Origin of the sequence: Bartonella sp. CL162QHHD (genome assembly GCF_042195435.1) — a bacterium.
Classification (GTDB): domain Bacteria; phylum Pseudomonadota; class Alphaproteobacteria; order Rhizobiales; family Rhizobiaceae; genus Bartonella.
The window spans coordinates 54,182-78,981 of record NZ_JBHIOG010000064.1 but is presented as its reverse complement, the minus strand read 5'-3'; the positions used below and the strand labels follow the sequence as shown (position 1 = coordinate 78,981).

Sequence of the window (24,800 nt, the reverse complement as noted above, 5' to 3'; positions counted from 1 at the left end):
CATTTTTTTATTACGTTCTTTGAATAGAATTGCACCTCTCATACAAAACAGAATACCTAAACAGAAGGCTATTGGGTTGCCAATTCACGCACTTGTTTTAAAAAATATCTTGCAAGGTTGTTCCAACTATTTTTTCACGCAGTCTTTTATGAGTGGTATAACATAAAATCCATAGTGTATCGCCATCTTTATGCTTATAAAAGTGCAAGCTGGGGACATCATCATACTCTCTTTCAGTCTCCAACATTGCAACAATTATTGTGTTGAGACTCTTTAGAAGAGGCATTTTTTCTTCAAGTGGTTTTTATTCATACGCTAATCCCATTTGCATGTTATAAATGGAGTTGGATAGATAAAAATATTTTAAGAAAGAGACACCAAATGCTTCTTATGAATCGTTTCAAGTGTCGAGAGTTATTGTAAAAGAATCATTGAAAAGTAGAGTGCTACTGCTGATGGTTTGGGCACCATGAGGTAATAAATCCACTTACTTTATCTATCTTAGAATCTATAGAATATAAATTTCTCTGTAAAAGTCACTTTATTTCATATCAATGTTATCAATTATAGATGTTGGGCATCATTAGTAATAAAATCATAGACTTATGATTTTATGAACTCTTTTTTATCTCTTTTGTAGAAGATCTTAATGTTTTGTGATGGCATCAATGATGGTATTCACATTATGTTCCATCATATCGAGATAAGTTGCTGCTGGACCATTTTTGTTTGACAATGCATCAGAATAAAGTGTTCCACCAATTGTCAAACCTGTTTCTTTTGCAATCTGTTTTATGAGACGGGGATTAGAGATATTTTCAACGAATAGTGCAGCTGCTTTATTCGCTTTAATTTGTTTGATAAGTTTAGCAACATCGGCTGCGGATGCTTCAGCTTCTGTTGAAGCACTTTGAGGGGCAAGGATAGTAAAACCATATTCCTTGGCAAAATAGCCAAAGGCGTCATGAGATGTGATAATGATACGTTTATCTTTAGGAATGGTAGCAATTTTTGTTTTCAGGGTATCTTGTGCTATTTTAAGTTTTTGAATGTAGGTTTCGGCATTTTTTTTGTAGCTGGTGCAGGATTGTGGATCGATTTTACAAAAAGCAGCAGCGATATTCTTCACATAGATTTTGACATTGGGAATGGTTTGCCAAGCGTGTGGATCAATAACGCTGTGGTGGTGATGGGCATTATGTTCTTGATTTTTCATTTTGAGGGAGGGAATGTTAGCGCTAACTTCGACAAGAAGTGCTTTTGTACCACTTGCTGTAATGAGGCGATCAATAAATCCTTCTAAATGAAGCCCGTTGATGAAAATAATTTGAGCATTTCTAAGAGCTTGAGCATCATGGGGGGTAGGTTCATAAGTGTGGGTATTCGCATTGGGACCTACAAAAGTGGTCATAGAGATATGGTTGTCTCCTACATTTTTGACGAGATCTGCGAGAATAGAAAAGCTCGCAACAACTTTGATTTTATTGTGTGCAGAAGCAGAAAATGGAGAAAGGGCAAGCAATAAAGCTCCAAGAAGAGCAAATTTTTGAGCAAACTTAGGCACATTTTTTTCCTTAAAGTGAGGAGGTATAAAAGAGGTGGGGAAACCATGTTACAATAAAGCCACGTGGACTTATCAAACAGGAAACAAGATAAATAAATCCTGCGGCAATGATGATAGCAGGGCCGGAGGGAAGTGAAAGATGAAAAGAAAGCAGAAGACCACATACGCTAGAAATGATTCCAAAAAGAGTGGAAAGTGCGCAAATAGGGCCTAGCCGTGAAAACCAAAAACGGGCTGTAATGGCTGGAATCATCATAATGCCAACGGAGAGTAATGTTCCTAGTGATTGAAAGCCTCCAACCAGATTCAACACCACAAGTCCAAGCAATGAAATATGAATATATTTACTCAATGGAGAGAGTGATTTAAAAAAGAGGGGGTCAAAGCTTTCTAAAACGAGTGCACGCCAAAAAATACAAAGGCTGCATAGTGTAATCAGCATTATAGTAGCGATTAACCAAAGGGCTTGTGCATCAAGTGCAAGAACCGATCCGAATAAGAGATGAAGCAGCTCAATTGTTGAGTCTTTCAGTGAGATAATAATGACACCTGCCGCGAGTGCAATAAGATAAAAGACGGTCATGGATGCATCTTCTTTCTGAAAGCTGTTTCGTGAAATCAAAATGGTTGCTAAAGCAACAATAAGACCAGCGAAGATGCCACCAAGTGTCATAGATATGAGGGAAAAACCACAAATCAGAAAAGCAGTTGCAACACCAGGAAGAATGGCATGAGAGATAGCATCTCCTGTCAAGCTCATTCCACGGAGCATCAAAAACACACCAACAGGACAAGCGCTAATAGACAGGAAAATAGAACCGATAAGGGCGTTTTGCATAAATTGGAAATCAACAAAGGGGGCAAGAAAAAATGCATACACGTCTTATAACCTAAGAAAGAGAGGATCATTGATGGGAAGATTTTGTTTTTGTGCGCTAACAGGGAAAGAATTGGATGAGAGAGGTGGCATAACGTGATGAATGGTGTTGTTTAAAAACTGTGTTGTTTCTCCATAAAAGGCGTTTTGTTGATCAATTTGAATCATTTGGGGGAAAAATTCTTGCACGATGAGAGGGTTATGGAGTGCGGTGAGAATTGTGCGTCCTTGCTGTTGCCAGTATGTGATCAGTGCAAGAAGGTCTTTTTGGGTACTATGATCTACACCATTGAAAGGTTCATCAAGCAAAATAATATTGGCATCTTGCACAATGATACGTGCAAAAAGAGCGCGTTGTAATTGCCCGCCTGATAATGTTTCAAGTGAACGGGGTGCGAGTTCTGTAAGCCCAACCATTTTAAGCGCATTTTGAATCTTAGAATCATAAGGGCGTTGATTTTTCCATAATCCACAAAAAGACCACAGTCCTGTTTTTACAAGCGTTTTCACATCAATTGGAAATGTTTGATCTATATCACATTGCTGAGCAAGATAAGCAATGCGACTTTTTTTTTGTTTTATAATTTTTCCCTTAAGAGGTTTAATCAATCCGGCGATGGCTTTTAGCAGTGTCGATTTTCCAGCGCCATTATCACCTGTTATTGCGACCAATGAACCAGCTTTTAACTTTGCTGAAAAGTTCTTTATTGCTATTCTATTCCTATAGCCTAATGTTGTCTTATTGAAGAGCAGATCCATATTTTTTACCATCGTTGCTTATTATTTTGGAAACTATGTAATAATATAACGTTTGTCAACAAAATGTTATATTATTACATAGTTTTGAGTACTGAAAATTTTAGTGGGAAGATCGTGGAAAATTAAAAATAATAATTGAATTCACCTTGACGAAAGAGAGAGAGTATATACTATATATAGTATCAAAATGATTGGTGATTCTAAATAAGCACAAGAGAGGGTGTTAGTGTGTTTCGTTTGGTATCTAAGTTATTTCCATTATTGTAAAGAGTTTATTGACCAAGGGTATAGCAGTATTTTTGCTGAAGGATCTCTTTTGGAAGGATTCCCTTTCATTTTTGTAATTGATTTTTGCCGTAAAAGAGTAAAACAGAGCTCTTGGAAAACGGTAGTTTAGAACGTTAGTTTTTTAGACAGCAGGAGGGAATTGTAATGCAAGCAAAAGATTGTTTTATAACTAGGGGACTTTGCCATTTAAGTTGTAGAATAATCTCTTATTCTCATCATAGTCTTTGAAGTTATTTGATGAGGAATTCTGTTATATTCAGGAAGCTGTGTACTATTTGAAAAATAACCACATGCTTTGCGTACAATTTCTATTTTTTGTTATTCTTGAGTACTTATAAAATTATTAGATTGACCTTTGAGGGTTGATTGTTTGGAATTGTGAAAGTTGAAGAAAATGTCGATCACTATTTATAGTAAACCATCTTGTGTCCAATGTGATGCTACACGCCGCGCTTTTGATGCAAAAGGCATTCATTATCGTGTTGTTGATATTTCCTGTGATGAACAAGCATACAGTTTTGTTCAATCTCTGGGGTATCGTCAGGTTCCTGTCGTTGTTTGTGGTGAAAATCATTGGTCTGGTTTTAGACCAGATATGATTAGTGGTCTTTGTGCTTAATGGGGCTTATTGTTTATTATTCGAGTGCAACGGGTAATACACAGCATTTTGTCTCGCAGCTTGGTCAACGACTCTTCAAAATTGATAAAAGAAAGCCTTCTGCATTGGTTGGTGAACCTTATGTACTGGTTGTTCCTACATATGCAGATGGTGAAGGAAGAGGGGCAGTGCCGAAAGCCGTTGTCCAGTTTCTTAATGAAGCTGAGAACCGAAAATTAATTTGTGGTGTTATTGGCGGTGGGAATCGTAATTTTGGTCGCTATTATAATTTAGCAAGTAAAATTATTGCTGAAAAATGTTGTGTACCTTGCCTTTATCGTTTTGAGCTGCGTGGAACTGATGAAGACGTTATTTATGTAAAAAAGGGATTGGAAATATTTTGGAAACAATTGGTATAGGACAATCGCAGAAATCGGATCAGATTACTGATTATCATGCGCTGAATGCAATGCTTAATCTTTATGATGAAAATGGTCATATTCAATTTGATATGGATCGGCTTGCCGCACGGCAATATTTTCTTCAGCATGTTAATCAAAATACAGTTTTTTTTCATAACCTGAAGGAAAAAATAGATTACTTAATAGAAGAAGGTTATTATGAAAAAGCTTTATTTGAGCTTTATGATTTTTCTTTTATTAAAAAACTTTTTAAACGTGCTTATGCATTTAAGTTTCGTTTTCCTACCTTTTTAGGCGCATTTAAGTATTATACCAGCTATACACTGAAGACTTTTGATGGGAAACGTTATCTTGAACGTTATGAAGATCGCGTCTGTCTTGTAGCTTTATATTTGGCACAAGGGAATAAAGCTCTTGCTGAAAATTTTGTGGATGAAATTATTACAGGACGTTTTCAACCGGCAACACCGACATTTTTAAATGCTGGGAAAAAACAACGAGGTGAATTGGTTTCGTGTTTTTTGCTACGTGTTGAAGATAATATGGAATCGATAGGTCGTGCGGTTAATTCGGCTTTGCAGCTTTCAAAACGTGGTGGAGGTGTGGCGCTTTGTTTAACGAATTTGCGGGAAGCAGGGGCACCAATTAAGCAAATAGAAAATCAGTCCTCAGGTGTTTTACCGGTGATGAAACTCTTGGAAGATTCTTTTTCTTATGCCAATCAGCTTGGGGCACGACAGGGGGCTGGAGCTGTTTATTTGCATGCTCATCATTTAGATATTATGAAATTTTTGGATACAAAGCGTGAAAATGCTGATGAAAAAGTTAGAATTAAAACGCTTTCGCTTGGTGTCGTTATTCCTGATATTACTTTTGAGCTTGCACGGAATAATGAGGATATGTATCTCTTCTCATCGTATGATATCGAGCGTGTGACAGGTAAGCCTTTTAGCGATATTTCTTTAACGGAGCATTATCGTTCTTTTGTTGATAATGCAAAGATTCGTAAAAAGAAAATAAGTGCACGCGTTTTTTTCCAGACATTAGCGGAAATTCAATTTGAGTCCGGTTATCCCTATATTTTATTTGAGGATACTGCTAATCGATCGAATCCGATAGCTGGGCGCATAAGTATGAGCAATTTATGTTCAGAAATTTTGCAGGTGAGTGAGGCGAGTGAACTGGAGACAGATTTAACTTATCGCACGATTGGAAGTGATATATCCTGTAATCTTGGATCCATGAATATTGCCAAAGCAATGGAAAGTCCTGATTTTGGACAGACCGTGGAATCTGCTGTTCGTGCTCTTACTGCTGTTTCGGATATGAGCAATATTGCCTGTGTGCCTTCCATTGCGAAAGGCAATGCTGAAAGTCATGCGATTGGTTTGGGACAAATGAATTTGCATGGGTTTCTAGCGCGTGAGCAGATCTATTATGGGTCTCCAGAAGCGATTGATTTTACCAATATCTATTTTTATATTGTGACATATCATGCCATACGGGCTTCCAATTTAATTGCGCACGAACGTCAAGAAATGTTTGCAGGGTTTGAAAAATCAGCTTATGCAGATGGAAGTTTTTTCGAAAAATATATTGAAAAAGAATGGAAACCGCAATTTGCGCTTGTGCAAGAGCTTTTTGCACGGAATAATATTGTTATCCCAGATCAAAAGGATTGGCAGGAACTCAAAAAATTAGTTATTGAGTATGGGCTTTATAACCGCAATTTGCAGGCAGTTCCACCTACGGGATCTATTTCCTATATTAATCATGCCACTTCTTCTATTCATCCAATTGCTTCAAAAATTGAAATTCGCAAAGAGGGAAAAATTGGGCGCGTTTATTATCCCGCTCCTTATATGGATAATACGAATTTGAATTTTTACCAAGATGCTTATGAGATTGGCCCTGAAAAAATTATAGATACCTATGCTGCTGCAACACAGCATGTTGATCAAGGTCTTTCATTAACATTATTTTTTCCTGATACAGCGACCACACGTGATATTAACCGCGCACAAATTTATGCTTGGAAAAAGGGTATCAAGAGTATTTACTATGTACGGTTACGGCAAGTAGCATTAAGTGGAACGGAAGTTGATGGCTGTGTTTCTTGCAGTTTATAGGAGATCATCATATGACAAAGATTACAACCAAAAATCCTGTTGTGTGCGCTGTTAATTGGAATAGATTACATGATGAGAAGGATCTTGAAGTATGGAATCGCTTAACTGGGAATTTTTGGTTACCTGAGAAGGTTCCACTTTCCAATGACATTCCCTCATGGTCAAGCTTAACGGATGAAGAACGTAAATTGACAATTCGTGTTTTTACAGGACTAACGCTTTTAGATACAATTCAAAACACTGTAGGAGCCATTTCGCTTCTGGCTGATGCGATAACAGAGCATGAGGAGGCAGTTTTGACGAATATTGCCTTCATGGAAGCGGTTCATGCACGTTCTTATTCCTCTATTTTTTCAACCCTTTGTTCGACGGTAGAAGTTGATGACGCGTTTAGATGGTCAGAAGAAAATATTCATTTGCAGAAAAAGGCTAGATTAGTACTTGAGCGTTATGAAGCAAATGATCCACTTAAGAAAAAAATTGCTTCGACTTTGCTGGAAAGCTTTTTATTTTATTCTGGTTTTTATTTGCCCATGTATTGGGCCAGTCGCGCTAAGTTGACCAATACAGCAGACCTCATTCGACTAATCATTCGTGATGAAGCAGTCCATGGTTATTATATAGGTTATAAATTCCAATTGGGCTTTGCAAAGCTTGATGAAGCCAAAAGACAAGAAATTAAAGATTTTGCTTTTAACCTGCTCTTTGATCTTTATAACATTGAGTGCAAATATACTGAAGATCTTTATGATGCGCTTGGATTGACAGAAGATGTTAAAATTTTTCTTCATTATAATGCAAACAAGGCTTTAATGAATTTAGGTTTTGAAGCTCTTTTCCCCCCTGAGGTTTGTCGTGTTAATCCCGCTATTTTGGCAGCTTTATCACCAAACTCTGACGAAAATCACGACTTTTTTTCAGGGGCAGGTTCTTCTTATGTCATCGGCAAGGCGGTTGCTACCACGGATGATGATTGGGAATTTTAATGTTTGCATGCAAATAGAAGTGCGCGGGGTATTCCACTTAGATCTTTGCGCACTTCTAAACATTGAAAACCATTTTTTTCGAACAAATTGCAGACTTCATTTTCTTGAGAGAAACCAATTTCAACAGCGATATAGCCGTTTTCTTTTAAGTAGTTGGCTGCTTCATGGGCGAGTTTTCGATAAAAATCAAGTCCATCTTCTCCTCCTATCAGAGCGCGCAATGGGTCATGTAAGCGCACTTCTTTTGCAAGTTTTTTGATATCTTTTGCGGGAATATAAGGTGGATTGGAAACAATAAAATCAAAGCGATCTGCGACAGAATCAAACCAGTCGCTAAGAAGAGGTGTGAAGCGGTGTGCTACTTCAGCATTTTTTGCATTTTTTTGCTGTTCTAAGGGCATCTTCAGAAATATCGACTGCCACCGCATAGGATTGGGGAATTTGTTTAAGGAGTGCAATAGCAATGGCGCCACTTCCTGTTCCCATATCAAGGAATGTTGTTTTTCTCGAATTTTCGACCTGTTTTTGGAGAAAAGGGAGAACAAGATCTATCAGCGTTTCTGTATCAGGGCGAGGTTCTAACGTCTCTTGAGACAATGTAAAAGATATACCATAAAATTCTCGTGCTCCTATAATACGGTAAACGGGTTCGCCTGCAATACGCCGTTGTAAAGCTTGTTCTATTTGTATAATATGCTCAGAAGATAGATGCATATCTGGTTTAGAAATTCTTTCAGCAGCATTTATTCCTGTTATCCATTCAACGAGTATTTTCGCATCGAGATCGGCTTCAGCAATTCCTTTCGTGCGCAATTTTTCTTGCATTTGTTGGATGACATTCTTGAAAGAATATTTGCTCAATTATTATCCATTTCCATCAGCAGTGTTGTTTGATGATCTGAGATGAGTGCATGAAGAAGCTCATCAAGATCTCCCTCTAGAATGCGATCAAGCTTATACAAGGTTAGATTAATACGGTGATCCGTGACACGTCCTTGTGGAAAATTATAGGTACGAATACGTTCTGAGCGATCACCAGAACCAACTTGGCTTTTACGAGAAGCTGAACGTTCACTTTCCGCTTTTTGTCGTTCGATATCGAATAAGCGTGCCCGTAAAATTTGAAGGGCTCTTGCTCGGTTTTGATGTTGTGATTTTTCTGCTTGTACGACCATAATTCCTGTTGGAATATGCGTGATACGAACAGCTGAATCCGTTGTATTAACATGCTGTCCTCCTGCTCCGGATGCACGCATTGTGTCGATACGAATATCTTCAGGACGAATATCAATATCAATATCTTCAGCTTCTGGAAGCACAGCAACGGTAGCAGCAGATGTATGGATACGTCCACCTGTTTCTGTTTCAGGGATGCGTTGCACACGATGAACCCCTGATTCATATTTCAATTTAGAAAAGACACCTTTTCCTGAAATGGTAGCAATAATCTCTTTATATCCGCCAACTTCCCCCTCACTAAGTGAAATAACTTCTACTTTCCAATGGTGAGCATGGGCATAACGTTCATACATGCGGAAAAGATCACCGGAAAAAAGTGCTGCTTCTGATCCACCCGTTCCTGCACGAATTTCAACAATAGCGTTTTTTTCATCAGCAACATCTTTAGGCAAAAGCAGAATCTGGAGTTCTTTTTCAAATTGCTCTACTTTTTTATATAACGATGGTAGCTCTTCTTGGGCAAGATTACGCATCTCTATATCTGTTTGTTTATCGTTGATAATCGTTTCTAATTCTGTAATCTCTTCGTAAAGAGCATTTAATGCGCGTATAGAGGCAATAACGGGTTGTAGTTCTGCATATTCAGAAGCTAATTTGACATATGTTTCAGCATTTGGATTCGTCGTCATTTGGCTTTCAATTATTTCAAAGCGCTTTTCAAGCTGTCTCATACGATCTTGTGGCAAGGAAACCATGATAATATTGGCCTAATTTTTTATAATACAATTTTTTATAATATTTTGTTGCAATGATTTTTTGTTATAATATTGGCAATGAATTACCGTATAGCATCATACAAAGAGGGGTAATAAAGCAATTCTTTTTTTTTGCCAATGAAAACTATTATATTTTAAAGGTAAATTTTTATAAAATTTGATTTGCCTGAGGTCTTTTATCTAATGATATATGATCACTTTTTTAAGAGTTTTTTTTTCCGTAAAGTTCAAGGCGGTGATGAATAATATCATAGCCAAGAGATTTTGCAATTTCCTCTTGTAGCTTTTCAATAACATCAGAATGAAACTCGATGACTTGTCCTGTTTCTATATCAATGAGATGATCATGATGTTGCCCATCTGCTTGCTCAAAACGAGATGGACCACCACTAAAGCTATGGCGATGAATTGTTCCATTTCCTTCTAATATTTTCATGGTTCGATAAACAGTTGAGAGTGAAATATTCGAATCTATTTTGTTTGCACGCTGAAAAATTTCAAATGCATTGGGATGATCATTTGTATCAGTCAAAATATCAAGAATAACTCGTCGTTGACGTGTTACTCTTAAACCAGCGGTGCGCAATTCTTGCTCATAATTTCGCTTTTTATTCATTTGCATAATTTGCTTTTCAAATAAAGGCTCCATGACAGTGTTTGTATTTTTTCTCTGAACCGCAAGGACAACGCTCATTACGTCCAACTTTTCCCCATGTGGTTATATCGTTAGGGTCACGATCTTGTGGATTAACAAATCTATTTTCTTGTGATCGTGCCGATAAGGTGGGAGCATTTTCTTGACTTTGATCATTAAAGACAGAAGAAGCAGCATCAGTTTGCTCAGGTATGGTCGGTTCTGTGGGGTGTTGAATGATTTCAAAGCGCATAAGCTTAGAAGTGACAATTCGGCGCAAATTTCTCAACATACTTTGAAAGAGTTCAAATGATTCTGTCTTATATTCATTGAGCGGATCCCGCTGCGCATAACCACGAAAACCAACAACAGAACGCAAATGGTCTAAACTCACCAGATGTTCACGCCATAACGTGTCAATAGTTTCGAGCAATACTGCTTTGTGAAAATAAGCCATAACTTCTGGAGAATATCGTTCAGTACGCTCATTTTCAAGTTTTGTAACAGCATCTGATACACGCTCTAGAATTTGCTCCTCGGCAATTCCATCTTCTTTTGCCCATTCTTCCACTGGAAGCTCAAGATTAAAGAGTTGTTGAAGCTCTTCTTCAAGAGTTTTTGCAGCCCATTTTTCAGAATATGTCCCTGATGGAATATAAGCCTCTACGAGATCCTCTACGACTTCATTGCGCATTTCAAGGATCATTTCTGATAAATCATCTGCGTTCATGACCTCCATACGCTGTTCAAAAATAACCTTGCGTTGATCATTCATGACATCATCATATTTTAGCAGATTTTTACGAATTTCAAAGTTTCGTGCTTCGACCTTTTTTTGTGCTTTTTCAAGGGCTTTATTAATCCATGGATGGATAATAGCTTCATTTTCTTTCAATCCAAGTTTTTGCAGCATACCATCCATACGGTTAGAGCCAAAGATACGCATAAGATCATCTTGAAGAGAGAGAAAGAATTTTGAGCGACCAGGATCGCCTTGGCGACCAGAACGTCCACGAAGCTGGTTATCAATACGACGGCTTTCATGACGTTCAGTAGCGATAACGTAAAGCCCTCCAGCCGCTAAAGCTTTTTCTTTAAGCTTCTGAACATCTTTTTTTATTTCTTCAATTTTAGCTGTCCGCTCTGGACCTTCGGGGATATCCTGTAACTCTTGTCGGATGCGCATTTCAACATTACCACCAAGCTGTATATCCGTACCGCGTCCTGCCATGTTGGTTGCAATGGTGAGAGCTCTAGGAACGCCTGCTTGCGCAATGATATATGCTTCTTGTTCGTGATAGCGAGCATTTAAGACTCTAAAATCGGTAATGCCTTCTTTTCGCAAACGCTCTGCCAATTGTTCTGACTTTTCAATAGAGGTTGTTCCAACAAGAATGGGCTGTTCTTTTTCGTGCGCTTGACGGATATCACGCACAATTGCCCGATATTTCTCTTCTGCTGTTCGATAAATCTCATCATCTTCATCAATACGTTGTATTGGCAAATTTGTAGGGATTTCGACAACGTCAAGACCATAAATATTTCTGAATTCTTCGGCTTCTGTTGTTGCAGTTCCAGTCATGCCAGATAATTTCCTATACATACGGAAGTAATTTTGGAAAGTGATGGAAGCAAGTGTCTGGTTTTCTGGTTGAATAGCAACATGCTCTTTAGCTTCTAACGCTTGATGAAGTCCTTCAGAATAACGCCGCCCAGGCATCATTCGCCCTGTAAATTCGTCAATAATAACGATTTCATCATTGCGAACAATGTAATCTTTATCGCGAGCAAACAGTTTATGAGCTTTTAGAGCATTATTGACATGATGAACGATAGCGACATTTTCTATGTCATAAAGACTCTCACCTTTAAGATGCCCAGCTTGTTCGAGCATTTTTTCAATTTTTTCAGTACCAACTTCGGTAAATGTCGTTGTTTTTTGTTTTTCGTCTATTTCATAGTCTTCTGGAGTTAAGGCAGGAATAAATGTATCAATAAGGTTATAGAAGTCAGTACGATCTTCTAGAGGACCAGAAATAATAAGGGGGGTACGGGCTTCATCAATAAGAATCGAATCAACTTCATCGACAATTGCGTAATGATGTCCACGTTGGACCATTTGACTACGATCGAAGGCCATATTATCACGCAAATAATCAAAACCTAGTTCATTATTTGTGGCATAGGTGATGTCGCATGCATAGGCCTCTCGGCGGGCATCACTATCAAGATCATGAAGAATCACGCCTGTTGTAAGCCCTAGAAAACTAAAAATTTTTCCCATTGTTTCAGCATCACGACTGGCGAGATAATCGTTTACTGTCACAACATGAACGCCTTTACCTTCCAATGCATTGAGATAAATTGGTAGAGTTGCCATTAAGGTTTTACCTTCACCAGTACGCATTTCAGCTATGCCGCAGTCGTGAAGGACCATTCCACCAATAAGTTGTACGTCAAAAGGACGCATGTCATAAACACGTTTTGCGGCTTCACGAACAGTCGCGAAAGCTTCTGGTAAGAGCAAATCAACACTTTCACCTTCACTAAGACGTTTACGAAAGGCATCTGTTTTTTGGCAAAGCTGCTCATCACTTAATTTTAGGAATTGTTCTTCCAAAGCATTAATTTGTGCAACTTTTTGGCGGAGTGCTTTGAGATGTCGCTCATGAGCTGAACCAAAAAACTTACGGGCAAAAACACCTAAACTGACCATCTCTGGCCCTTTCTTTTAATTGTTGTCACTCTTGTTGGGAAATTCATATGCTCTCCCCATACTCTACATTTCCTTCAGGTTGTCTGATATCATTGGAGACATCATGAAATGCAGATGGTACCATTATACTTGCTGGTGTGCAATTTTTCACTCTAATTGTAAAGTAGAGATAAGAGGCTAAGCGCTTTATGTCAACTTTAAGTATGCTATTTAACTGATACAATACAAAGTAATTTAAGATACAATATGTCATTTTTCTCTATTATCATGTTTTTCATCTGCATTAGATAGGATTGGAGAAACTGAGATAAAAGGATGATTTTATACTTTTTTAAAATAAAATTACTAATTTATTTCTCTATGTTTAAAGATTAAAGTGTTATGGTAAAGAAAATTGGAATCTTGAACCTGCCTTCATTTTTAAGGAGTATATTTATGAAATTTAACTTTATCACGCTTTTTTTAGCATCAACTTTATTGGCAAGTACAAGTTTAGGGGTGAGTGCTCAAGAAGGTTTGAATTCATCGTCGAGTGATTTAAAGACTTTAGAGAAAGCTTCTGAAAAAGCCGTTTCTCCTTCTCATGTTATGGCGGTTATTGATGGGAAAAATATTACAGCAGGCCAATTGGATGATTTAGCGCTTGAAATAAATCCTAATTTAGCACGTTTTCCTGATGAACAACGCCGTATGATGGTTTTAAAAGCTTATTTAGATATGCAGGCACTCGCAAAAGCAGCAAGAAGCAAGGGTCTTGATAAGACAGAAGCTTACGATAAACGTATGGCAGTCATGCGTGACAATGTTCTTCAACAGCTTTATTTTAAACAGGAGATTGTTGATAAAATATCGGATACTGATTTGGAAGCTCTTTATAAGCAAGAAGTTGCTGCTTTACCTAAAGAGGATGAGGTTAAAGCGCGTCATATTTTGGTCAAAACGAGAAAAGAAGCAGAAGCTATCATTAAGCATTTAAATAAAGGCGAAAATTTTGAAGAGATTGCAAAGAAAAGTTCAACAGATGGTTCTGCTGCCGTTGGGGGTGATCTTGGTTATTTTAGCCATGGTCAAATGGTCAAGCCTTTTGAAGATGCCGCATTTGGTTTGAAAGTTGGCGAATACACAAAACAACCCGTTGAAAGTCCTTTTGGTTGGCATATTATTAAATTAGAAGATCGTCGTGTAAAACAACCGCCTGCATTTGATGATGTTAAAGAGATGTTGCGGACACAGCTAATAAAAAAGCGCTATCAAGAACTGATTGTTGATTTGCGTAGCAAGATAGATGTGAAATACCCTGATCCTAATGTTACCAAAATCATGGAATCGCTTCATCAAAATGGGACGCTACTTCCCGATGAGACATCAGATGAAGAAGATACGGAATAGCTAGGAAAAATAGATAGCCTCTTTAATAGATAATTTGCTAGGTTAGTTTTGTTCAAAAAGCCTAGCAGTTTTCTATGAGAGGTTATTGATCTGCAATCATTTCATTTTTTTATAGAAAGCATATTGTGGTTTTGAAAATCTCTCCTTTGTCGCCTCAAAAGATCCAAGAGCTTTCTCCATTATCTGGTGTACGGATAGCAACAGCTGAAGCTGGGATTAAATATAAAGATCGTACAGATCTTCTTTTCATCATATTCGATAAGCCAGTGAGTGTGGCCGGTGTTTTTACTCGTTCAAAATGTCCATCTGCCCCTGTAGAGCATTGTCGTGCATCGCTTCCTCATGGGGTTGCGAGGGGTGTTGTTGTGAATTCTGGAAATGCAAATGCTTTTACAGGAAGCAAAGGAAAGCACACAACCGATGCAATTATTTGTGCAGCAGCGAACGCTTTAAAGGTTAGAGAAGATGAAATTTTTATAGCTTCTACGGGTGTTATTGGTGAGCCAATGGATGCATCGGGTATTGTCAATCTTTTACCAAGTATGGCAGAGACAGCAGAAGAGGGCAATTGGTTGGAAGCTGCAAAAGCCATAATGACAACGGACACATTTCCAAAACTTGCGACGCGCACTTTTGACTGTGGGGGAGAGCGTGTTACCATTAATGGAATTGCAAAAGGTTCTGGTATGATTGCACCAGATATGGCGACAATGCTGTCATTTGTGGTTAGTGATGCGACTATTTCTTCGGATGCACTCCAATCCATGTTATCAGAGGCAGTTGAGGGTTCTTTCAATTCAATTACTGTTGATAGTGATACCTCCACTTCAGATACGCTTATGTTGTTTGCGACAGGAAAAGAACATTTTCCATGTCTTACAAGTAAATCTGATCCGCGTTATGGGGTTTTTGTGAAACAATTGAGTGCACTTCTGCATGAACTTGCACTACAAGTTGTTTGTGATGGTGAAGGTGCTCGTCATTTAATTGAGGTTAATGTGATGGGCGCTACAACAAACAATGCAGCTAAAACTATTGCTTTATCAATTGCAAATTCACCGCTCGTAAAAACGGCTATTGCCGGTGAAGATGCGAATTGGGGGCGGGTCGTTATGGCAGTTGGGAAGGCCGGTGTTGAAGTCGATCGTGATCTATTGACGATTTGGTTTGGTGAGCATCGTGTGGCCGTGAATGGCGTACGAGATCCTGAGTATTGTGAAGAGACAATAGGTGCTTATATGCAAGGTAAACACATCACAATTCGTGTTGATATCGGTTTGGGTAAGAGCACGGCGACGGTTTGGTCTTGCGATTTAACAAAAGAGTACGTTATGATCAATAGCGATTACAGAAGTTAATGGATGCACTTTATATTTAACAGCTTATTATTTTTCAGAGCAAATGGGGTATGTGAGCTCTTTTAGGAGCAGAGGGGATATGATAGGAAAGTCAGTTATTTTTATGTTCCCTATTGGGGAGTGATATGTGTATGAAAAGTTCTATTCTTCTTGTTGTTGCATGCGCATTGTTCGATCAGAATAATCGTGTTTTGCTTACACAGCGTCCTGAAGGAAAATCACTGGCTGGTTTATGGGAGTTTCCTGGTGGCAAGGTTGAGCAAGGTGAAACTCCGGAAGCATCATTGATTCGTGAATTAGAGGAAGAGCTTGGTATTTATGTTCAACTAAATAATTTACACCCTTTAACATTTGCAAGTCATAACTATAAAACATTTCATCTCTTAATGCCATTGTATCTTTGTGACCATTATGAGGGTGTTGCGCAAGGACGAGAGGGGCAAAATTTAGAATGGGTTTTTATTAATGATCTTGATAAATACTCTATGCCTGATGCTGATAAACCATTGGTTCAGGTATTGAAAAATCATCTTCTTTAATGTGTTATAAGAAGAAAATATAATTCAATATATTGATTTAAAATGATAATTTATAATTTTTTATGTTGAATGGGGAAGTCCAGAGTCGTAAAAAACTTTCTCATTTCAAATCTGTTTTATGTTAAATTAATCAAAACCATTCTTTTGCACGTTCCAAGCGGGGAGGGTTATGTGGATAAAATTATTTAAGAAAGAAATAAAATACGTGCTGAAAGAACACTCTCCAATAGCCAAGGGTTATCGCAACATTGAGAATTGGCAAAGTGTATAACGATGTCTTTACACGATTCATAAGTATAAAGATAGTGGTAGACAATGTATGTTACACTTTTCACGTGTATCATTGTGAGATGGGTTGGGGTGCACTGAGAGGTATAAGGGGTATTTATTTCATGAGATATCGATAATAGGAAAAATTTCAAAAAATGTTGCTTTTGATTAAGAGGGGTACGTTCTTTACGTAATGTAGAATGGCATTGTGTTGCATATTCACGAGCTTTTTTAAAAGAGGCACCTCGCAATGCTCCAAAGCCCATTTCGCGACGGTGCCCGGAATGATATAACGTTAAAGTCCCTATGGAAATAATGTAAAATCTATTGAGCGCCACTATCTTTACGCTTATGAAGAAGTAAGCTGGTCCCAATATTACGATAGCTCTTGGCATTTGAGGGCATTCAGAAGGAATATTTTTCTTTTCATAATCATTTTTACTTATACATCAATTACGCTTGTGATGAACAGACAAGCGGCTTTGATTGATCCAACATAAAAACAGATTTGAAATAAAAAATTTTACGATATTTAGAATGCTTGACGCAGAGTGAATGATGGATAATTATCCTTATAAATCAATATATTGTATAATAAAACATTCAATTAATTTTTTATAGGAGGCATGTATGAAGTTTCTTGAATTGGACGGCGTTTTGCGATGGGATATTGATTTTTTTTAGCGATACGCGTAATTGCGTTTTCCAAGGGCTCAATCATAACGTCCATAGAAAAACCATTTGCGTGAATAATATTTGCGTGATCGACCATAATAGCAACATGATCTTTCCAAAAAATTAAATCGCCTCGTTGAAGTTTATCAGTATCTGTAAGAGGACTGCCTATAGTTTCTTGCTGCATATCGGTGTCACGTAAAACTATTTGATCGGTCATCATCATAGAGAGCTGAATGAGTCCCGAACAATCAATTCCAAAACCGCTGACACCACCCCAAAGATAAGGTGTACGGATAAAGGTTTCTGCAACTGTGACATAATCTTCATATACGCGTCCAATGGGGCTGAGATGGCTCGTAATGATTGCTGTTCCATTTTCAAGAATAGAATACATTGTGTCACGGACTTCAATTTCATCAACAACACTGACTTTGCTTCCCATAGATAAAGGGGACACTATTGGTCCACGTAAGTCAGCGTGTAAATATTTAAATGTACGTGGTACTGAAACCACATGCGTTTGTTTTATGGTTGATGTACAAAGAACTTTTGTATCAATATAACCAACATAACCATCTTTGAGTGATTGTCCCCACGACATTGTTTCCCCTTGTTCAAAAATGAGAAGTTCTTCTCCCAATAAGCATTCTGTTTGTCTTTCACTTTTTTTACTATTTTCTTTAAAAAGTCCAGCGACCGCTGTATTAACACGTCTTTTTTCACCTTGAACAAAGCGCTGAGCTGTAATTTCTGTTTCAAGACGTTGATCTGCTAGATCATCTCTGAATGCATGAAGTCTTGGGTCTTTAGAGATCATCTTTTTGCTTTCCATTTTGTTACTTCTTACCTTTAAACAAACTCATGAAAGCTGTATTGGTAAGATTTTTATCCTCAAACAAAACTAAGAATACTGTGTAAGACCAATTATTCTTTAAGCTGCAAAATTGTCTATTTTTTTGAATATTGTGTGTCAAACTTCATTTTTAAAAATATTATAAAGGGCACGAATAGTTTGTGCTGATCCACCAATAGGGTATCCTGGTTTTTCTTTTGGAATCCATCCATAAAGGTCAAAATGCGCAAAATGTTCAGCTTTTTCAACAAAAGAATTAAGAAATAAAGCAGCTGTTATAGAACCAGCAAAGCTATTTCCAGTTACATTGTTAAGATCAGCAATTGGTGATGATAACATTTCTTGGTAAGGTTTCCAAAGGGGCATTTGCCAAAGAGGATCAAAGACAGCGTGAGCAGATTCAGAAATTTGTTGTGCCCATATTGAATCATTACAATAAAATGCGGGAAGATCTGGTCCTAATGCTATACGCGCTGCCCCTGTTAAAGTAGCCATACAAAGCATGAATTGTGGACTTTCTTCATCACCATAGGCGAGTGCATCGGCAAGGACAAGGCGCCCTTCAGCATCTGTATTACCTACTTCAACACTTAAACCTTTACGACTTCTGAGGATATCACTTGGTCGGTAAGCATTCGCAGAAATTGCATTTTCTACAGCTGGAATCAAAACACGTAGACGGAAAGGCAATTTTGCATCCATGATAAGTTTAGCCAATCCCAAAACGTTTGCTCCACCCCCCATGTCTTTTTTCATAAGCAACATGTTATTGGCTGATTTAATATCGAGTCCTCCAGTATCAAAAGTTACGCCTTTGCCCACCAACGTTATTTTAGGATGATGTTCTTTCCCCCAGAGTAACTCAATCAGTCGTGGTGCAGTGCTGCCTGCTCGTCCTACAGCATGAATCATCGGAAAGTTATGGGTTAAGAGATCATCTCCACAAATACTTTTGATGTGAGCACCGTAGGTTTTTCCTAGTTTTCGAGCTTCTTTTTCGAGAGCATCAGGGGTCATATCATTGGCTGGAATATTAATGAGATCACGGACGAAAAAGACAGCTTCATAAATTCGTTGGAGTTCATTAAGATCAACGGCCTCATTGACATGGATGGATAATGATTTGAAAGAAGAATTTTGACGATAGCGATTAAATTGATAGCTACCGAATGCTAATCCAAGATAGGTATTTATTTCATCAGAGGTTGTACCTTCTAAATGCCATTGACCAGCAGGAAGTTTTTGAGCAAGAACTCCTGTGATAAAAGGATCGCTATCATTGCCAATTCCAAATAAAACTTTTTTTAAATGCCCCGTTTCGTGAGGAACAAAGAGTATTTGTCCCGCTTTTCCAGTAAAGTCATTAACTTTTATCCATGCTGTTGTTGACGCATCAAGTGATAAGTTAGCAAGATTTCTTTGGTTTACCAAGATGATAGGGCAACTGTTATCGATACGCGTTGAGGTAAAATGAATGTGGTGGTGCTGCATAGTTATGAGATCCTTATAGTCGTCTAAGTGCGACATATTCGACCAAATGATTTTTTCCCTTTCGTAGAATGAGATTGGACCGTGGTCGTGTTGGCAATATATTTTCCTGTAAATTTTTTAAATTAATCGTTTGCCAAAGATCCTCAGCGATTTTTGAGGCTTCTTTTTCATTGAGGTGGGCATAACGATGAAAATAGGATTCAGGATTTTGAAAAGTTGTTTTACGCAAACGTTTAAAGCGCTCCAAATACCAGTGACGAATGACTTCTGTTTCGGCATCGACATAGATTGAAAAATCAAAAAAATCTGATACGAAAGGAATAGCTTTTCCATCTTTAGGAAGATCACTGACCTGTAATACATTAATACCTTCAACAATTAAAATATCAGGACGATCGATGGTAATTGTCTGATTTTCTAGAACATCATAGGTCATATGTGAGTAAAGTGGGGCACGGACATTTCCGATACCTGCTTTTATAGCCGAAAGAAAGCACAGCAGTTTTTTAATGTCATAGGAATCAGGAAATCCTTTACGATTCATACGATTTTTTTGCTGTAAGATTGCGTTAGGATAGAGAAAACCATCCGTTGTGATTAGATCAACTTTAAGACTAGATGTCCAACGTTTCAACAGTTCTTGAAGAATGCGAGCCGTGGTTGATTTTCCTACAGCTACAGAACCAGCAATTCCAATAATAAAGGGCGTTTTTCTACTCTCTTCTTGATGGAGAAACTGCTGACGTTTGTGGAAAAGTTCCTGTACTGCTTCAACATGGCATGATAACAGACGCGATAAAGAAAGATAAATGCGTTGGACTTCTTTAAGATCGATAGGATCATCAATAGAGCGTAAACGCTTAATTTCATCAAAAGTCAAAGTAAGAGGTGTGTCTTCACGAAACTCTGACCATTCTTGTGCAGTAAAAACACGATAGGGTGAATATCGGTCAGAAACAGATTTGACCAGATTATCTTTCTGATTAATTTTTTGTATAGTTGTATCAATCATTTGTATTTGTCGAGATTTTTTTGCAGCAGCAATTGATTAAGAGCAGACAGAAGAGCGGCTTTATTTTCAAATAAATTTTGTTTTGCATGCTCTCTTCTTTTAAGATAATAGATCATTTTTCATTAACTTATAGTCCAGTCATTCCAGTTTGCACGGATTTGTGCTAATGAGTGCCCTTGCGCCAAAAAAGCCCATAAAAGTAGACGCGCTTTTACGGCTGATAAATAACCAGACATGAGAGCACCAGAAGCAATCATATCGATTTCGGAGCCTTTATAGCCATAAGTTATACGAGTTGTTGAGCCATTACAACAACGACTAGCAATAATGATTGGTATTTTTTGTGCATATTGTTGTACAAGGTCTGCTTCTTGAAAACTACAGTGCCCCGCACCAAAACCAGCAATAACAGCTCCAGCATAATACCCACTTTCAAGGCATAGTTTCATTAATTGTGCACTAGATGATAAAGAGGAATAGAGGAGTGCAATTTGATGATCATGATTTTGGGGAAGATCAAACGTTGTCGGAAAAAATTTTCGATCATTGAAATAAATAAGTTTTCCCTCTAAAATAGTTCCTAAAACACCTGCAAGACCTGATTGAAATGTTTCGACTTTGACGGTATGGCTTTTATAGAGCCAATAAGGTGAATGAATTGCATCATTTATGACAACGAGAACGCCCCTGTTACGACTTTGTGTGGCTGCTGCGACACGAGTGGCTGCTAAAATGTTGGCGGGGCCATCCGCGCCTGCTTCATGAGGCATGCGCATAGCGCCGGTTATGATGAGTGGTTCAGCCTCCTTCCAATAAAGAGAAAGAAAAAAAGCTGTTTCTTCCAGAGTATCAGTCCCTTGTGTTAAAACAATACCTTCTGCACCAGCGTTTATTTGTTGTTTTGCCCACTTAATTATTTCAAAAAGCATTTGAAACGATAAAGATCCACTTGGTATTTGCATTAATGTTTGTGCATGAATATCAGCAACGTTATTTAAATCAGGAACACTTTTTATAAGGTTATCTGAAGTTAAAGTCGGTTGCATGTGACCAAAACTATCAGCAGTCATTGCAATTGTTCCACCTAAGGTCCCTATGGCTATTTTTTTCATAATTTTCCTCTAAAAAGCACAAACTGTTTATATAAAGCTATTTAGCAGTAATTTACATTGACAACAATGATATCATTTTTCCATTTTCAACAAATTGAGTTATGCTGAATCATTGTGTTTTGCTGTATATGTTCTTAAATAGGACAATAGTAATTGAGTTTTACATTGTATGAAAAGAAATCAATATTAAAAAGTAAAGTTAATATTAAGGAGTTTCCTTATGACAGAACATAAGCCAGACATAATGTATGGTACAACAATTATTACGGTACGAAAAGGTGGAAAAGTCGTGATGGCCGGTGATGGTCAGGTCTCTCTTGGACAGACAATTATGAAAGGCAATGCACGTAAAGTGCGTCGTCTTGGAAAGAACGGAGTGGTTATTGCTGGTTTTGCAGGTGCTACGGCAGATGCTTTTACATTACTGGAGAGATTGGAAACAAAGCTTGAACAATATCCTGATCAGCTTATGCGTGCCTGTGTAGAACTTGCAAAAGATTGGCGAACAGATCGCTATTTGCGTCGTCTCGAAGCAATGATGCTCGTGGCTGATAAGAAAGTAACTTTGGCTTTAACAGGGCTTGGTGATGTCTTAGAACCAGAAGATGGGGTTATGGCAATTGGCTCTGGAGGAAATTTTGCTCTTTCAGCAGCGCGTGCACTCATGGATTTGGATTTGGATGCAGAAACTATTGCTCGTAAAGCTATGGCTATTGCCGCTAAAATTTGTGTTTACACCAATGATCATTTTACGATTGAAACATTGGATGCAGAATTATCTTCTTTAGAGAAAGCTATTTAAATGTGTGTTGTATTTTCCCCTCGTGAGACTGTTTCTGAACTTGATCGTTTTATTATTGGCCAAAATGATGCCAAACGCTCTGTAGCTATTGCATTGCGCAATCGGTGGCGTAGGCAACAGCTTGATGAGCCGATGCGTGAAGAAGTTATGCCAAAAAATATTTTAATGATAGGGCCAACAGGTGTTGGTAAAACAGGAATCGCACGTCGATTAGCAAAACTTTCTGGAGCACCCTTCGTTAAAGTAGAAGCGACGAAATTTACTGAAGTTGGTTATGTGGGACGTGATGTTGAGCAAATTATTCGAGATCTTGTTGAAATTGCCATTTCTCTTGTACGTGAAAAGAAACGAGATGAAATAAAAGAAAAGGCTCACGTGAATGCTGAAGAGCGCGTTTTAGACGCCCTTGTTGGTAAAACAGCAAGTCCTGCTACCCGTGATAGTTTTCGTAAAAAATTGCGTGAAGGTGAGCTGGATGAGAAAGAGATTGAAATTGAAGTCGCCGATAATAATAGCAATAGTGCTTCAACCTTTGATATTCCTGGTATGCCTGGGGCACAAATGGGTATTATGAATTTATCAGATATTTTGGGCAAAATGGGCAGTCGTACAAAAGTCCGTAAGACGACGGTAAAGGATTCTTTTAAACCGCTCATTGATGATGAATCTGAAAAACTCCTTGATCAGGAGCAAATTATTCAAGAGGCGCTTCGTGTTGCTGAAAATGATGGTATTGTTTTTATTGATGAGATTGATAAAATTGCAACTCGAGACGGTGGAGCCAGTGCTGCGATTTCGCGTGAGGGCGTTCAACGTGATCTTTTGCCTTTGGTGGAAGGAACAACAATTGCTACAAAATATGGGCAAATCAAAACAGATCATATTCTTTTTATTGCCTCAGGTGCATTTCATGTTTCCAAGCCATCTGATTTATTACCGGAACTTCAAGGACGTTTGCCCATCCGTGTGGAGCTCAATCCTTTAACAAGGGAAGATTTACGACGCATTCTAACAGAACCAGAAGCCAGTTTGATTAAACAATATATTGCTCTTATGGCAACGGAAGAGGTTCATTTGGAAATTACCGATGATGCAATTGATGCTTTAGCAGATATTGCTGTAGATTTAAATGCAAGGATTGAAAATATAGGGGCACGTCGTTTGCAAACAGTGATGGAGCGCGTTTTGGATGAGATTTCTTTTACGGCGCCAGATAAAGCTGGAACATCGTTTAAAATTGATGCTGCTTACGTAAGAAAATCTATTGGCGAGCTTGCTGCTGATATCGATCTTTCCCGTTTTATTCTTTGAAAGTTATTGCTTGTTTTGTTTATCTGCGCGCTTCGATAATTTTGAAACCATGGGCTTGTTCATGTATCAACACTGTGCGGAAAATATTTTTTAATAATGTTTCATAAGGCAGGTGGCGGTTTGCAACAAAAAGCAGACTGCCGCTTGGTTTTAAGCACTTTGCAGCATTTATAATAAAATTTTTTCCTAATGAAACATCTGTCGTTTGTTGTGTGTGAAACGGTGGATTTGAAATGATTGTGTCATATAGATTTGTGATAGGTTCATGTACAAGGTCATGCCAATAAAAATGAATTGGAAAAGGAGCTGTTATGGATTTAAGGTGCCGTTTTGCTGCTCTCAAAGCGTTGTAGTCGGCTTCATAAAGGTCTAGAGCGGTGAGTTTTTCACTTCTTTCAAGTGCAACGTGAGAAAGATAGCCCCATCCAGCACCAAAATCAGCTGTTTTTCCAGAAATAACTTTGAACATATAAGACGCAAGCGCAGCAGATCCTGGATCAATACGTCCGTGTGAGAACATACCAGAAGCGGTTTGAAAATTACCAAAAGTGAGCGGTGGTGAGCGCAATTGCGCAATGTTATGTCTCTCAATTTGTTGAGGAACTTGCAACCAAAATACAAGACCATGATTTTTAGATAATTTATTGGTGATGGGAACAATTGTTTTGACCCATTTCATCATTGAAGCAGCACCAGCAGTTTTATTCCCACTGATTACAATCCATCCATTGGGTTTAACGCATTCTAATAAATCAAGAAAACAATTTTGGTTCAAACCACGATATTTGCTCAAATGTAAAAATGCACCATCATAGCTGAAGGTTTTATCTATTTGAGGAGAGCAGTGAAATTGAGTATCGACAAATTTTAAAAAATCTGGTCGCCAAGGCGTAATAACTCTTAAATTTTGTGCCCATTCTTGAGCTGGGATTTCTGTTAAACCAAAACTTAGCCAACACTGGTTTGGATCAGGATACGGGAGTTCATGATTTTCAAAAGGCAAAAATAATAACACATATGACTCTTTCAAAGAAAAAAATGCCACTCCAATATTGGG

The 24,800-nt window shown here is 38.0% G+C and carries 22 protein-coding genes; 9 read left to right on the top strand and 13 right to left on the bottom strand.

Going from position 1 to position 24,800, the window contains the following annotated elements:
* Positions 1 to 646 precede the first annotated feature (646 nt).
* The 3 genes from ACFILD_RS07275 to ACFILD_RS07265 are packed head-to-tail and all read right to left on the bottom strand — an operon-like array spanning position 647 to position 3,200.
* Complete coding sequence (locus ACFILD_RS07275; RefSeq protein WP_375631087.1) at positions 647 to 1,564, bottom strand: metal ABC transporter solute-binding protein, Zn/Mn family; 918 nt, start codon at positions 1,562 to 1,564, stop codon at positions 647 to 649.
* A gap of 10 nt (positions 1,565 to 1,574) precedes the next feature.
* A complete protein-coding gene (locus tag ACFILD_RS07270) occupies positions 1,575 to 2,444 on the bottom strand; it encodes a metal ABC transporter permease (RefSeq protein ID WP_375631086.1) in 870 nt (289 codons plus the stop codon).
* 3 nt (positions 2,445 to 2,447) lie between these two features.
* On the bottom strand, positions 2,448 to 3,200 hold the full coding sequence (locus tag ACFILD_RS07265; RefSeq protein ID WP_273790609.1) for an ABC transporter ATP-binding protein: 753 nt from the start codon (positions 3,198 to 3,200) through the stop codon (positions 2,448 to 2,450).
* A gap of 682 nt (positions 3,201 to 3,882) precedes the next feature.
* Between ACFILD_RS07265 and nrdH the strand changes: the two genes are divergently transcribed.
* The 4 genes from nrdH to nrdF are packed head-to-tail and all read left to right on the top strand — an operon-like array spanning position 3,883 to position 7,623.
* Positions 3,883 to 4,107 carry a glutaredoxin-like protein NrdH gene (nrdH, locus tag ACFILD_RS07260; RefSeq protein WP_005774163.1) on the top strand — a complete coding sequence of 75 codons (225 nt, stop codon included), beginning with the start codon at positions 3,883 to 3,885 and terminating at the stop codon, positions 4,105 to 4,107.
* The gene (nrdI, locus tag ACFILD_RS07255; RefSeq protein ID WP_273790607.1) at positions 4,107 to 4,505 is read left to right on the top strand and encodes a class Ib ribonucleoside-diphosphate reductase assembly flavoprotein NrdI; all 399 of its coding nucleotides are present in this window, start codon (positions 4,107 to 4,109) and stop codon (positions 4,503 to 4,505) included. The genes nrdH and nrdI overlap by 1 nt, the downstream gene beginning before the upstream one ends.
* Entirely contained in the window at positions 4,487 to 6,637 is a 2,151-nt protein-coding gene (gene nrdE / locus ACFILD_RS07250) for a class 1b ribonucleoside-diphosphate reductase subunit alpha (protein ID WP_273790606.1), read from the top strand. The genes nrdI and nrdE overlap by 19 nt, the downstream gene beginning before the upstream one ends.
* Positions 6,638 to 6,648: 11 nt before the next feature.
* A complete protein-coding gene (nrdF, locus tag ACFILD_RS07245; protein ID WP_273722534.1) occupies positions 6,649 to 7,623 on the top strand; it encodes a class 1b ribonucleoside-diphosphate reductase subunit beta in 975 nt (324 codons plus the stop codon).
* On the opposite strand, the gene ACFILD_RS07240 is transcribed toward nrdF, so the two are convergent.
* The 5 genes from ACFILD_RS07240 to secA form a co-directional block, all read right to left on the bottom strand.
* Positions 7,620 to 8,096 (bottom strand): N5-glutamine methyltransferase family protein, encoded by a 477-nt coding sequence (locus ACFILD_RS07240; protein WP_375664938.1) that lies wholly within the window; start codon positions 8,094 to 8,096, stop codon positions 7,620 to 7,622. The genes nrdF and ACFILD_RS07240 overlap by 4 nt on opposite strands.
* Positions 7,987 to 8,484, bottom strand: a complete 498-nt coding sequence (locus ACFILD_RS07235) for a N5-glutamine methyltransferase family protein (RefSeq protein WP_375664937.1) — start codon at positions 8,482 to 8,484, stop codon at positions 7,987 to 7,989. The genes ACFILD_RS07240 and ACFILD_RS07235 overlap by 110 nt, the downstream gene beginning before the upstream one ends.
* Positions 8,481 to 9,557, bottom strand: a complete 1,077-nt coding sequence (prfA, locus tag ACFILD_RS07230; RefSeq protein WP_375631085.1) for a peptide chain release factor 1 — start codon at positions 9,555 to 9,557, stop codon at positions 8,481 to 8,483. The genes ACFILD_RS07235 and prfA overlap by 4 nt, the downstream gene beginning before the upstream one ends.
* 223 nt (positions 9,558 to 9,780) lie before the next feature.
* Complete coding sequence (locus tag ACFILD_RS07225; RefSeq protein ID WP_273790603.1) at positions 9,781 to 10,272, bottom strand: Fur family transcriptional regulator; 492 nt, start codon at positions 10,270 to 10,272, stop codon at positions 9,781 to 9,783.
* Positions 10,211 to 12,928: a preprotein translocase subunit SecA gene (gene secA / locus ACFILD_RS07220; protein ID WP_375664936.1), complete on the bottom strand. Its 2,718-nt coding sequence runs from the start codon at positions 12,926 to 12,928 to the stop codon at positions 10,211 to 10,213. Before secA ends, ACFILD_RS07225 begins: the two co-directional genes overlap by 62 nt.
* Positions 12,929 to 13,363: 435 nt before the next feature.
* Between secA and ACFILD_RS07215 the strand changes: the two genes are divergently transcribed.
* The 3 genes from ACFILD_RS07215 to mutT all read left to right on the top strand — a co-directional run bounded on the left by ACFILD_RS07215 (position 13,364) and on the right by mutT (position 16,214).
* Positions 13,364 to 14,317, top strand: a complete 954-nt coding sequence (locus ACFILD_RS07215) for a peptidylprolyl isomerase (protein WP_273790601.1) — start codon at positions 13,364 to 13,366, stop codon at positions 14,315 to 14,317.
* 125 nt (positions 14,318 to 14,442) lie between these two features.
* Positions 14,443 to 15,675 carry a bifunctional glutamate N-acetyltransferase/amino-acid acetyltransferase ArgJ gene (gene argJ / locus ACFILD_RS07210; protein WP_375659968.1) on the top strand — a complete coding sequence of 411 codons (1,233 nt, stop codon included), beginning with the start codon at positions 14,443 to 14,445 and terminating at the stop codon, positions 15,673 to 15,675.
* Positions 15,676 to 15,800: 125 nt separating this feature from the next.
* On the top strand, positions 15,801 to 16,214 hold the full coding sequence (gene mutT, locus ACFILD_RS07205) for an 8-oxo-dGTP diphosphatase MutT (protein ID WP_273790599.1): 414 nt from the start codon (positions 15,801 to 15,803) through the stop codon (positions 16,212 to 16,214).
* A gap of 877 nt (positions 16,215 to 17,091) precedes the next feature.
* Here mutT and ACFILD_RS07200 read toward each other — a convergent pair.
* The 4 genes from ACFILD_RS07200 to ACFILD_RS07185 form a co-directional block, all read right to left on the bottom strand.
* Entirely contained in the window at positions 17,092 to 17,979 is an 888-nt protein-coding gene (locus tag ACFILD_RS07200) for an NlpC/P60 family protein (protein ID WP_375643406.1), read from the bottom strand.
* A 153-nt stretch (positions 17,980 to 18,132) separates the two neighbouring features.
* Positions 18,133 to 19,506: a M17 family metallopeptidase gene (locus tag ACFILD_RS07195; protein WP_375659969.1), complete on the bottom strand. Its 1,374-nt coding sequence runs from the start codon at positions 19,504 to 19,506 to the stop codon at positions 18,133 to 18,135.
* A 13-nt stretch (positions 19,507 to 19,519) separates the two neighbouring features.
* Positions 19,520 to 20,518 (bottom strand): type I pantothenate kinase, encoded by a 999-nt coding sequence (coaA, locus tag ACFILD_RS07190; protein ID WP_273790598.1) that lies wholly within the window; start codon positions 20,516 to 20,518, stop codon positions 19,520 to 19,522.
* Between the two features lie 122 nt (positions 20,519 to 20,640).
* Positions 20,641 to 21,630 (bottom strand): asparaginase, encoded by a 990-nt coding sequence (locus tag ACFILD_RS07185; protein ID WP_375657913.1) that lies wholly within the window; start codon positions 21,628 to 21,630, stop codon positions 20,641 to 20,643.
* 220 nt (positions 21,631 to 21,850) lie between these two features.
* On the opposite strand from ACFILD_RS07185, the gene hslV reads away from it, so the two are divergent.
* Complete coding sequence (hslV, locus tag ACFILD_RS07180; RefSeq protein WP_012754621.1) at positions 21,851 to 22,432, top strand: ATP-dependent protease subunit HslV; 582 nt, start codon at positions 21,851 to 21,853, stop codon at positions 22,430 to 22,432.
* Positions 22,433 to 23,743: an ATP-dependent protease ATPase subunit HslU gene (gene hslU, locus ACFILD_RS07175; RefSeq protein ID WP_375631079.1), complete on the top strand. Its 1,311-nt coding sequence runs from the start codon at positions 22,433 to 22,435 to the stop codon at positions 23,741 to 23,743.
* 19 nt (positions 23,744 to 23,762) lie between these two features.
* On the opposite strand, the gene ACFILD_RS07170 is transcribed toward hslU, so the two are convergent.
* The gene (locus ACFILD_RS07170; RefSeq protein WP_375643389.1) at positions 23,763 to 24,758 is read right to left on the bottom strand and encodes a class I SAM-dependent methyltransferase; all 996 of its coding nucleotides are present in this window, start codon (positions 24,756 to 24,758) and stop codon (positions 23,763 to 23,765) included.
* Positions 24,759 to 24,800 lie beyond the last annotated feature (42 nt).

Coding starts and splice junctions, on each gene's coding strand:
- nrdF (WP_273722534.1), top strand. CDS start 6,649: ATGACAAAGATTACAACCAAAAATCCTGTTGTGTGCGCTGTTAATTGG.
- hslU (WP_375631079.1), top strand. CDS start 22,433: ATGTGTGTTGTATTTTCCCCTCGTGAGACTGTTTCTGAACTTGATCGT.
- secA (WP_375664936.1), bottom strand. CDS start 12,928: ATGGTCAGTTTAGGTGTTTTTGCCCGTAAGTTTTTTGGTTCAGCTCAT.
- nrdH (WP_005774163.1), top strand. CDS start 3,883: ATGTCGATCACTATTTATAGTAAACCATCTTGTGTCCAATGTGATGCT.
- prfA (WP_375631085.1), bottom strand. CDS start 9,557: ATGGTTTCCTTGCCACAAGATCGTATGAGACAGCTTGAAAAGCGCTTT.
- ACFILD_RS07225 (WP_273790603.1), bottom strand. CDS start 10,272: ATGAGCGTTGTCCTTGCGGTTCAGAGAAAAAATACAAACACTGTCATG.
- ACFILD_RS07185 (WP_375657913.1), bottom strand. CDS start 21,630: ATGAAAAAAATAGCCATAGGGACCTTAGGTGGAACAATTGCAATGACT.
- mutT (WP_273790599.1), top strand. CDS start 15,801: ATGTGTATGAAAAGTTCTATTCTTCTTGTTGTTGCATGCGCATTGTTC.
- nrdI (WP_273790607.1), top strand. CDS start 4,107: ATGGGGCTTATTGTTTATTATTCGAGTGCAACGGGTAATACACAGCAT.
- ACFILD_RS07200 (WP_375643406.1), bottom strand. CDS start 17,979: ATGATCTCTAAAGACCCAAGACTTCATGCATTCAGAGATGATCTAGCA.
- coaA (WP_273790598.1), bottom strand. CDS start 20,518: ATGATTGATACAACTATACAAAAAATTAATCAGAAAGATAATCTGGTC.
- ACFILD_RS07215 (WP_273790601.1), top strand. CDS start 13,364: ATGAAATTTAACTTTATCACGCTTTTTTTAGCATCAACTTTATTGGCA.
- ACFILD_RS07265 (WP_273790609.1), bottom strand. CDS start 3,200: ATGGATCTGCTCTTCAATAAGACAACATTAGGCTATAGGAATAGAATA.
- hslV (WP_012754621.1), top strand. CDS start 21,851: ATGACAGAACATAAGCCAGACATAATGTATGGTACAACAATTATTACG.
- ACFILD_RS07195 (WP_375659969.1), bottom strand. CDS start 19,506: ATGCAGCACCACCACATTCATTTTACCTCAACGCGTATCGATAACAGT.